The 10,416-nt window shown below is 53.2% G+C and carries 5 protein-coding genes and 2 pseudogenes; 3 read left to right on the forward strand and 4 right to left on the reverse strand.

From position 1 onward, the window contains the following. Nucleotides 1–28: 28 nt before the first annotated feature. The 3 genes and pseudogenes from BFQ00_RS07620 to BFQ00_RS30375 form a co-directional block, all read left to right on the forward strand. Nucleotides 29–847 (forward strand): annotated as a pseudogene (locus BFQ00_RS07620) (IS66 family transposase); the annotation flags it as partial. 235 nt (nucleotides 848–1,082) lie between these two features. After that, entirely contained in the window at nucleotides 1,083–2,999 is a 1,917-nt protein-coding gene (locus BFQ00_RS07625; protein ID WP_043205934.1) for a methyl-accepting chemotaxis protein, read from the forward strand. Between the two features lie 255 nt (nucleotides 3,000–3,254). Next, nucleotides 3,255–3,383, forward strand: a pseudogene (locus BFQ00_RS30375) (transposase); the annotation flags it as partial. A 766-nt stretch (nucleotides 3,384–4,149) separates the two neighbouring features. Here the strand turns inward: BFQ00_RS30375 and BFQ00_RS07640 are convergent. From BFQ00_RS07640 to BFQ00_RS07655, 4 genes are read right to left on the reverse strand one after another with little or no spacing between them, the layout of a single operon-like run. Further along, nucleotides 4,150–4,620 (reverse strand): hypothetical protein, encoded by a 471-nt coding sequence (locus BFQ00_RS07640; protein ID WP_065932362.1) that lies wholly within the window; start codon nucleotides 4,618–4,620, stop codon nucleotides 4,150–4,152. 2 nt (nucleotides 4,621–4,622) lie between these two features. Then, on the reverse strand, nucleotides 4,623–6,671 hold the full coding sequence (locus tag BFQ00_RS07645) for an integrase (RefSeq protein ID WP_065932361.1): 2,049 nt from the start codon (nucleotides 6,669–6,671) through the stop codon (nucleotides 4,623–4,625). Then, nucleotides 6,668–8,602, reverse strand: coding sequence for a hypothetical protein (locus BFQ00_RS07650; protein WP_065932360.1), 1,935 nt, complete (start codon nucleotides 8,600–8,602; stop codon nucleotides 6,668–6,670). Before BFQ00_RS07650 ends, BFQ00_RS07645 begins: the two co-directional genes overlap by 4 nt. Continuing rightward, entirely contained in the window at nucleotides 8,595–10,064 is a 1,470-nt protein-coding gene (locus BFQ00_RS07655) for a site-specific integrase (protein WP_065932359.1), read from the reverse strand. The genes BFQ00_RS07650 and BFQ00_RS07655 overlap by 8 nt, the downstream gene beginning before the upstream one ends. Nucleotides 10,065–10,416: the final 352 nt, after the last annotated feature.

Genomic DNA, 10,416 nt, shown 5'->3' on the forward strand with positions numbered 1-10,416 from the left:
GGAGGACTGCTTTGGTAAAATCCACGGCATGACTTCTTTGCCCGATCTCGATCAAATGCCCCCTGAACAACTGCGCGCGCTGGCTGCGCAGCTGATGTCCAAGGTCGACACCATGGGCAGAAAGATCCATCGTGATGAGACGATCATCGAGCAGCTCACCCACGAAATCGCCATTCTCAAGCGACACAAGTTTGCTAAGCGCAGCGAGCAGATCAGCCCGGCGTAAGGCAGCTTGCTCGATGACCTGCTTAATACCGACCTCGAAGCCATCGAGGCCGACTTAAAAGCACTTCATCCCGCACCCGCGCAGATAGAACCACGCCAGCAACCCAAGCGTGCGCCGTTGCCGCCGCAGTTCCCGCGCACTGTGATCCATCACGAGCCGGACAACACTCAGTGCGCTTGCGGCTGTCAGCTTCAGCGCATCGGTGAAGACGTCAGCGAGAAGCTGGACTACACGCCGGGCGTGTTCACCGTCGAACAGCACGTTCGTGGGAAATGGGCCTGCCGGCAGTGCGAAACACTGACCCAGGCCCCGGTGCCGCCGCAGGTGATCGACAAGGGCATCCCCACTGCCGGCCTGCTGGCGCAAGTGATGGTGGCCAAATTCGCCGACCACCTGCCGCTCTATCGACAGGAAAAGATCTTCGGCCGTGCCGGCCTTGCCATCCCGCGCTCGACACTAGCGCAGTGGATGGGTCAAACCGGCGTGCAGCTTCAGCCGCTGGTCGATGCGCTGCGCGAAGCAGTGCTGGCCCAGCGCGTAGTCCACGCCGATGAAACACCGGTACAAATGCTGGCTCCAGGAGAGAAGAAAACCCACCGCGCTTACGTCTGGGCCTACTCGGTACCTAGGCCCCTATCGATACACGGGTACAGGTAAAGCTTTGCTGGTTTCAGCCGAAACATTCCGAACGGAGAAAAAACTGGCTACGGCAGGCTACTACTGAACCATCCTGGGCTCTATCAGACGTCGACTTCATAGAACGTTCGCCTTGGATAGCTTTAAACAACATCTTCAAGCCCTGAGGCCTGCCATGCTTAGAAATGCTCCTTTGAGTACAAAGCTACTGCTTATTTTGATGTTTCCCCTGTTGGGCTTTCTGGTCTTCGCCGGGATTTTTGTAGCTGACAAACGGGAGACACTGAGCGAGATGAACCGAGCGGTCACCGCTACCGGCACCGCGCAGAAACTCAGTGACGTAGTAACCACTATCCAGCGTGAGCGCGGCGCAAGCGGCGTGTTTCTGGGCAGCGGTGGTAAGACGATGCAGGACAAGTTGAAAGTCTTACGCCAAGAAACCGACCGTGCGGTGAGCGCGATGCATGCGCAATCGACCGAGGGTCTTATCGCGCCTGACAAGATGCTGCGCGCAATTGATGGTTTGGCCGGACTGCGTCAGCAGGTGGACACGCTCGCAATCAATAACGGCGAGTCCGGCACCCGATTCACCGATCTTATCAAAAATTTGATCGGCTTCTCTTACTCACTGGAAACCAGCATTGAGGATCCGGAAATCCTGCGTGGGCTGAGTTCACTCAATCAGTTCGTAGACATGAAAGAGCGCTCTGGTCGAGAGCGTGTACTGCTTGGCCTGGCATTCAACCAAAACCGTTTTGATGCGCCGCTGTTGTCACGTTTCAGCCGCAACATGGGCGAGTTCTCCGGCTATTTCGAGGCCTTTCAACGCTGGGCTCCTGCCGTGTTCAAAAATAAGCTGGATGCGGTTCTACAACAGCCCGCATCCGTCGATGTAGCTCGCCTGCAAAAACTCGGATTTGATACGCCTCTAGGCGATCCGCTTAATATCAAACCCGAAGACTGGTTCAACCTTTCCACCAGCCGTATCGACATGATGGCTCAGGTCGAGGCTGAACTGGGCCAGACGGTCGTGAGCCTAGCCAATGTCGCGCGTACCGATGCCCAGCGCAGTCTGTATGTCGCAATAGCCACCGTCATTCTGATGTTGATTGCGGTGCTGTGGCTCGCTTCGGTGATTATTCGCAATATCAAAATCGCTGTGGTCGACGTGAACCGCACCCTTATTTCGCTATCCACGCGTGACCTAACTGCCAGAACCCGTTACACCGGCAGAGACGAGTTTGGCGAGATCTCGCGTAACCTGGATAACATGGCCATACAGATCGGTGAAGTGATCCGTGAGATCGGGAGTGCCACGGCGCAGGTCGCGACCGCCGCCGAGCAGTCTTCGGCTGTGGCCCTGCAAACTAGCAATAACGTCGTCCAGCAGCGTCAAGGCACCGATCAGGTGGTCACTGCCATCAGCGAGATGAGCGCCACGGTCAAAGACGTGGCGCGCAGCACTACCGACGCCGCAGAGATGTCGCAGCGCGTTAATGCCAGCACTATGCAGGGCAAGGCTGAAATCGAGAACACCATCAGCTTGATCAAAGGGCTTGAGGTTCAGGCCGAACAAACATCCCGAATCATTGAGGAGCTCAAGGGTGAAAGCTATTCCATCTCCTCGGTTTTGGATGTGATTCGTGGTGTAGCAGAGCAAACCAATCTGCTAGCTTTGAACGCTGCCATTGAGGCTGCCCGTGCCGGTGAGCAGGGTCGTGGATTTGCCGTGGTCGCCGATGAGGTGCGGAATCTGGCCAAAAAGACTCAGGATTCCACCGTCAGTATCCAGAAGATGATCGCCAATCTGCAATCCGGCTCCGACCGTGCCGCCACTTCCATGCAGGAAACTCTAGGGAAGGCTCAAGAAGGCGCGAGCAACGTAGTGCGCGCAGGGGAGTTGCTAGAAGAAATAGCCGAGGGCATCGCGACCATCAGCGACAGCAACATACAGGTCGCCTCGGCGGCAGAACAACAGAGTCAGGTTGCCGAGGAGATCCACCGCAACGTAAACGACATCAACACTCTGGTTATCCAGGTCAGCGCCGGTGCTGAACAAACCGCCGTCACCAGCCGCGAGTTAGCCCGCTTGGCCGAGCAACAGCAGGGGCTGGTGGGACGGTTCAAGGTGAACTGAGTTACAAGTTTTTTTACCGGATGCTCAAATGCCCGAGAGAACGACTTTCGGGTATTTGAGGATTGGTAGATGAGAGGGTGACGCGCCTATAAGGGCTACTTTGCTCAACGCGATAAACGAGGCTTTTCATGACGCCGGATGAGGTCAGGCCATGGATTATCAGCCGTCCTACGGCTTTCTGAAGGACTGCTTATACCGATTTCTGTCCTTCGTGAACGGCAGCTTCGGGTTGATTTACACCGGTCAGGCTCGGCCATTACCGAAATTGGCTGCATGGCCCATGCCCGCCGAAAGTTTTTTGATCTACACGTCGCGAATAAAAGTCAGTTGGCCGAACCAGTCCTACACTCGGTTGGAGGCCTGCAGGAAGTTGCCGGTTCAGCGGGCGTGTGAAATCGACCAGTTGCTGCCGCATAAGTGGCAACCGGCTCAATCACCTAAGGCGTGATGGCCGGACGCTTACAATTCACATTCGGTTTGACAGCGTTAGGAAAGCTTACTCGGACTCTGACGACTACACATTACGGCACACATTGACTGCCTGCTTTTTAGAAGTTGCAAAGCTGCAAGGTTCCAAGCCCGTGAGGGAAGCGAGTCAGTCTTATCTGACTAATATTGACATTTGAGTCAACCGGCCATAGAGTTTTCACGGTAGCCCTTGAGGCACTTGAGCTTTAACCCCTTGAGGGATTTGCAGAGCCCGGCTAATTTCCGGGTTTTTGCCTTTCTGAGACTTCTGCTGACGCGGCTGCCACCAACATACTGAAACTTCATGCTCCGTCCGCTCCCGCAGCTTGATCGCCATCTCAAGATCTAGATACGCCTCCTTGTCAGCCGATAGCGATCCGGCGTCTTTGGCCTTAGCATGCAGCCAGGCCCTGCTTTTCTCATAGTCACTGCAGAACACGAATATCGACCCCATGCAGAAAGCTGAAAGCCTAGTGCTGCTGAGTTTGCCTGAGAATCATATCGAGCTCGACACAATGAGTCAGTTGGAGCAGGCTTCCAGAGAAACCTGCATCTTTCTGATCAAGCGGTTTTAATCGTGCCAGTCGGTTCAAGCTGAGTTATTTCGTCGTCGCAATGACCAAGCTGCGCAAGAAGTTCTCTTGGGCGGCTACCCCGTCAACACGGAAATTTTCGAACAAGCTCACGCCGAGGTGAAGGTCATGCCTTTGTCACTACGCAGCAGGGATTCGACCTTTGCCGAGTGGCCCGAGCGGCTATAAGCCATCGAATGTTCCAGCTCGCGCACCCGTTGCCACAACTTCATATTCTGAGCCAGCACGTTGTCACGCTGCATCTGAGCGATTGATAGCGTTTTTTCCAGCGCGGCCAGCTGACTTTCCATCTGCCGGATTTTTTTGCCGCTAGATGAACCCGCCCCTTTGCTGGCCTCTGCCCGAACCGCCTCGATTTGAGCCAGTAGCGGTAAATGCGCTTTACGCGACTTCTTCAAGTAGCCACGATCAAATCCAGCCTCCAGACTGACAATGCTGGCAGTGAGTTTCGACAGGTCTAAAGCAACATGCTCGGGCACAACAGGCTTACCAACCAAGAGGCGCTGCAAGGCTTGCTCGCAAGCGCCCACCCCCTTGCTTGTTCCGTCACCAGACTTCATGGTTAAACCTCCACCGAGTCAATCAGACGGGCTTTGAAGGCGGTTAAACGCTCAATGTCGCCCTTCACAATTTGATATTCGCCCGAGCCTTCTGCGTAACTGTACAATTCATTCTCCGCATCCTCAATCGCCGCATTGAGCTTATAAGGCTTGATAATCGCGCCCTCGCAAGACAGGCATTCCGTGTAGTCACCGAGCAAGAAGGAGTAGCAACGGCCCGCCTTAGTACAGCCACCGAGCAGTGTCGGACGGTAGCTAATTGCACCGCTTTTAACCCGTTGTTCGGTGTCAGCGCGGACATCTTCAATCTGAATCTCACCCGCCTTAACCCGCTCTTTCTGTTTCTCCATGTACGAGCCGGTGCCGCCGAACAGCGGTTCCTCATTAAACAGAAGATCGGCAATCAACTGGTTCGACACCGACATGGGCACGGCCATCTGATACTCGAAGGCGAAGTGATTGCTTGGCAGCACAAAGTCCTTCTTCTTGTCGTCGTAGTAGCCAAAAATGGTGCGCAGGTTATCGTAGCCATTCGCGTAATAGCGCGACATTTCAATCGTCATGTGCTTGAACTGCGCCCGCAGCGTCGGCAAGGAAAGAAAACCGCTACTGCTGCCATAGAATGCCAGCGAGCGCCGAAACTGATGACTTGTCAGCGGCCAGGGCTGGCCGGCAGCAAACGCTGGCTCATTGTAAAAGTCACGAGAAGGATCGCTCTGCGCCAGTTCCTGCAAGTCCTCTGGCTGGATCGACAGCCCGTGCAAAACAGTTCCTTGTGTCCCTCTAGCCTTAAAACTCGTCACGCCAACTTCGGCACTGTTCCGCGTATAACCAACAATGGAAGGGTTGAGAAACAGCGGGCAACGGGCTTCCAACTCGATTTTGTAGAGTTTGGCGAGTCCGCGACAAATCGCCTGGGCGACTTCGACCGCCCTGACGACCTCCCTCGGCGCGAACCATGCGGCTTCTTTGTTGTAGCCGGTGAACTTTGTGGTGGTCGAGAGGACATTTACTGACCGCGGCTTATCACGTTCAATGCCCTGGTCATCGACGACCACCTGCCTGACGACTTGATCGGACAAACAGTAATACGGCATTCGCATCACCTCTTGATCGCGCATGCCGGTATAGAGGTGGATCAGCGTTTTCACCACATACTGCATTCGGAGCAAGCGCAGTTGCAGATTTCTCCTCCCAGAACACTCAAACTCACCGGCAAACACCGAAGTCAGACCATGATCCTTGATCGCTTGCCCCATGTCGGGCCGCCGGTGTGCCTTGCCACCAACACCCAAAGAATTCTGTCTGTCATGAGTAATGCCGTAATGCTCATCAGCAAAGCAGGCGATAAAGGACTCGAAACGCCCAACGCCTACATAAAGCTGATTGAGCAGGTCGCCAGTAAGATTGATGAGATTCAAATAGATTCGTGTCGGAATGACTGGATGCTGCTTGTGCTCTGGTCGTGACAGATCAAATTTGGCGGGATTGATCACGGCATAACCCAACCGTTCTTCGCCCACCCTGGCCAAGCCTTTCAAAACCCCAGAAAAAACCTTTTTATCGAAGCTACTTTGGCCAATAAAAGCCGCCAGATAAACCGGCACGGTAAAGATCTGCCGCAAGGACAGCACGCCAACCATGGGCTTCTGTTTCTGCTCATAGCAGAACTGAATGGCTAAGCGCAGCAAGAGCCAATACTGGCAAAATGTGCTTGCGCTCAGCTTACCGAGTCGCCCGCCACCGGCAAAATAGATCATGCAATACAGCAGATGTCTGGCTTCTTCGATCAGCGCCTGCTGCTGTAGGCCACTTTCGTTGAATACCGTATCAAAACGTATTCGCGCGAGTTTTTTTGCACTCAGCCGGTATGGGTTAAAGTCCCAAACGCGTTCACCGTATACCGCCGTGGCGTTGCCTTTCGCATCACGACAAAGAACGAAATCGGGTGCGGGCTTGCCGTAGAGTTGCGGCGCCTTATCTGGCTCACTGGTTGGCGAAAACTGGCCGCTGGAAAAGAGACTGCCGATGGACTGGACAACAGCGTTCAAAATACCACTCCCATTTTTTCATAACGGCTCAGACGGCTTTCCCAGAAAGGCGTGAGCTCACCGTATTCAAACACCTTGGCCTTGATCGCTTCGACCAACTGCTTCACCGCATTCGAACGCTCGCCAAGCGCCTCAAGGATGAACTCGATTCGGATCGACAATTCTTTGTAGAGCGCTTCAGCATGAGCCGAATCGGGCGCGGCTTCACGCACCGCATTGATCACATACTGCAAACTCACAATCTTGTGCAGGTCTTCTTCATCGCTGTGACAGATATAGTGCTCGCAGTACAAGCAGCCGTATTGGCTGCGGCAGTTCGGCTCGATTGCAACAGCCCCTAAATCATGCACAGGGATCGGCTGACTGAACCCGTCACAGTGACCCGCCGCCGTTCCGATCTCGCCTTCTGCAGGCCTATGGCTGCGCTCAAACGCGACTTTGGCTGTATGGCGCATGGCCTGCCAAAACTGTCCGAACTCAGCTTTCTGCTGCTCAGGAGTAGCCTCCGAATAAGTCGAAAGATTGACCATCAAACTCTGATTCAAGGTTGCCGCTACCGTGGACGGCGACACGCCAGCGGTATGCATCCCAAGGCTCTTGTACTTGCGCATCTTGCGCGGCGAAAGTCTTGGTACCTTGGGGTCAAGGAAGGTGCCGCTGATGGAGTTGAAGAATTTTTTCATCAACATAGTTGTGTTAAATTCAGAAAATTCGTTATCGGTGCTTGCTAGTTCGCCACTCGCAGGCATCGTAAAGAACAGCCGCTCATGCGACACGCCATTCAGAATCCACTCACGGAGCTTCAGGTACTCCTTGAGCAGCGGCAACCCTGTGTCACGCCCGATGTTATAAAGAGTTGATTTCCCGCCCGCCCGGAACTTCACAGCCGACAACTCTTTCTTGATTGGAGATTTCTCAACCTCGATCGCGTCTATATAGCTAAACTGGTCAAACTCGGTCGGCGTGGCGCCTGTGATCATAAGGAGAAGGCTTGCGTAGGCTTTCGCGGCAAAACCCGCCACTTGAAGCCGGTGCCAGTGGCGCCCATATTCGTTGGCCGCATCCAAACTCGCCTGTGCGTTTAATAGAGTGCGCTCTGCTTCCGATTTTTTGTATAGCCTTCGCCCCAACCTGTCAGCAGCGGCCAAATATTCTTCGACCGTCGCAATCCGTCGCTCGCCGGCATTATAATTAAGCGGCGATGTCTTGAATGGGCCAACCCAACCATGGCTTGATGGAAACACAACCACCTCATAATCCCTGATGCTCACAACAAAGGGATATGGCTGGCTGTTCAGGACGAAAACACTGCATTGCTGGGCAATCGCCAAACAAGCGTCCCGGCACACCTCAACATGGGCAGCGCTGGCTGCCTCAGAGCCTTTTTCGGCAATGATCGGGACCGCACCTGCTAGGATATGGTGACTGTCTTCTGGATAAAGCAGTTCAATAATCCTTGAAACATTCAACTGACTATTTTTCGCACTGACGGGCTTCAATACATGATGGGCTATTTGATGATTCAGGTGCGCGGTATAGTCTCGATAGGCTTGCTGGGCTTGCGCTGCACTGGCAAACATTTCCCTGTAGCCTTGCGCGTTCAGCCAGTCGATAAAATATGCGGTAAGCGTCAATCGCAATAGAACTGTCTTATCACGCAGACCGATAAAGGACTCTAGCAGCCTCACAATCAGTTCACGACGGCTTTCGACAAAAGACTCAATCCCTACCGGCGTGCCGCGATCATCCCGAACGCTTTCATTCTTACCACGCAGCAAATATGCAAAACTGCCAATATCCAACGGCTTCTTCATCACCTTCGGAGACAGTTGCAAACGCAAGCGCTCAGGCTCAGCAAACTCATAGGTGACTTCACTCAGCGTAATAATCTGCGTATTGGCACGATGCTCGAATTGCTGACGACTATTCATCGTGCGCCTCCACCTTCAGCACCGCGTAGCCGCCATTGAACAACTTCCTCTCCCAAACCTCTTGGGCAATGACCTTTTCGTGAGTCATCTTGAACAACTTTAGGTAGTTCTCTGTCGTTTCCCTGGACTCGTGGTGCATGCGCTTCTGAATAAAATCAATGTCTTCGCCCGGTTTCAACTCTCCCTCCTGAACCAATGCCTGCAGGCGCTGGTAGAGCTGATATCCAAAGGTCGCTCGCAGCCAGTGATATGAAAAGTCTTTCGGAAATGGGCTAGAGGCTTTCTGGATCAACTTGCGCTTAACTGTTTCCGTGACCTGCCCTGTCTGCGGCGACTTAACAATCGTATAGCGCGGATCGCTTTTGGCCATGTAGTAGCAGTTACCTTGATCTGAAAGAAACAAATACATATCATCTTCGTCCACCGTCAGACCGGGATGACTTGTCTCTAACTGAGCTAGAAACTTTTCCCTCCGTTTCTTCATCATTGGGCTTTTAGCAAGCGTAACAAGTTCTTCGGCAAGTTGCTTCGGGACGTACAGGACCTGCGGTTTGTCGTATTTCGTATCGATGCCTGTGCAGGGGCCAGCATGTAATTTATAGGCACCCTCCCGCTCCAGTTTGTCCTCTGTAAAGCCTTTCAAATTCTTCAAGCGCATGGTCAGAACGGTTTGCTTGCGGGCGCCCGTCATTAGCGATGTCATTAGGATCAATCGCTCAACTGCAGACCATTCTTTTTCATTGCGAATGGCGGACAGAAATGCACCCAACTCAAGATTATAAAGCGGCCTGAGGTCCTCGCCGTCATCGCGAACGAACCCTAGCTGCACAGAACTACCCGGCGGCGTACGTCGCGTTTGGCTGCGTTTTTCTGCATCTACGACCTTGACACCTTTAAAACCCTGCACGATGAACCGTACCTGCTTGATCGTATCTACACGCTTCATGTCGAGATCATGCCAATACTCGGAAACGTACTTATAAAAGTGGTAGATAACACCTGTGTATTGATTTATCACCTGATTACTGCGGGTGCCTTCGTTAATCAGGTGGTAGAAATACTTGTATGTCGGACGAAGTGGAGGCCGAGCACCGGAGAAGTCGAGCCAATCAAGATTGTTATCCTCACAGAACAACAGGTAATCAAGTAGTTTGCTGGCACGACGCCGAACATCGTCAGTGCGCCGATTGATCGGAGCCTTTTCACGCATTAGGTTCAGCAGATAATCATTAGCCTCTTGCCACGGATATCCATTTAAATGAAACAGAAACGGGAAATTATATAAATCAGGATAGTTTTCTCCACCAACCTCACCAACTTGATACACAATTTCAGAGCCGCTTCCTTCCAGCCGGATTTTTTTTGCGTCGGGCGCTTCACTGACGTAGAGACTTGAGAAGGCGCTTCGAAGGGTCGAAAGAAGAACCAGGCGCGCTTCGTGCTGAGGATTTCGATAGGACATGACTCACCTTTAACGTAGATGAGAAGACAGTATCGATTAGGCGTTTTCGATGCATCCCTAATCAATTCACTTCCCTCACCCCGCCGCAGTGAGATTGGAGGCCGTATTGCAACTAGAGCCGCTGTAGGCTGCCTTCTACCTCAAAGCAGCGAGTAGCGCGGTCATGCACAAAGAGCTTCAGAACGAGCTGCAAAAGCCCTATCCGCGCGATTCCCCCTCCGGCTGTATCCCCGCTCACGAGGATTTTCAGGCGCGATCTGTCAACGATCCATGTTACAGAAGGGCGTCTTTGCGAAAACTGTCAATCACTTCTTGTTAAGTGAATCTACCCATGGGTCCAACTTATGGAATA

The sequence above is a fragment of the Pseudomonas sp. 28 E 9 genome (assembly GCF_900004785.1).
In the GTDB taxonomy this organism is placed as follows: Bacteria; Pseudomonadota; Gammaproteobacteria; order Pseudomonadales; family Pseudomonadaceae; genus Aquipseudomonas; species Aquipseudomonas orientalis_A.

Coding starts and splice junctions, on each gene's coding strand:
- BFQ00_RS07625 (WP_043205934.1), top strand. CDS start 1,083: ATGTTTCCCCTGTTGGGCTTTCTGGTCTTCGCCGGGATTTTTGTAGCT.
- BFQ00_RS07640 (WP_065932362.1), bottom strand. CDS start 4,620: ATGAAGTCTGGTGACGGAACAAGCAAGGGGGTGGGCGCTTGCGAGCAA.
- BFQ00_RS07650 (WP_065932360.1), bottom strand. CDS start 8,602: ATGAATAGTCGTCAGCAATTCGAGCATCGTGCCAATACGCAGATTATT.
- BFQ00_RS07655 (WP_065932359.1), bottom strand. CDS start 10,064: ATGTCCTATCGAAATCCTCAGCACGAAGCGCGCCTGGTTCTTCTTTCG.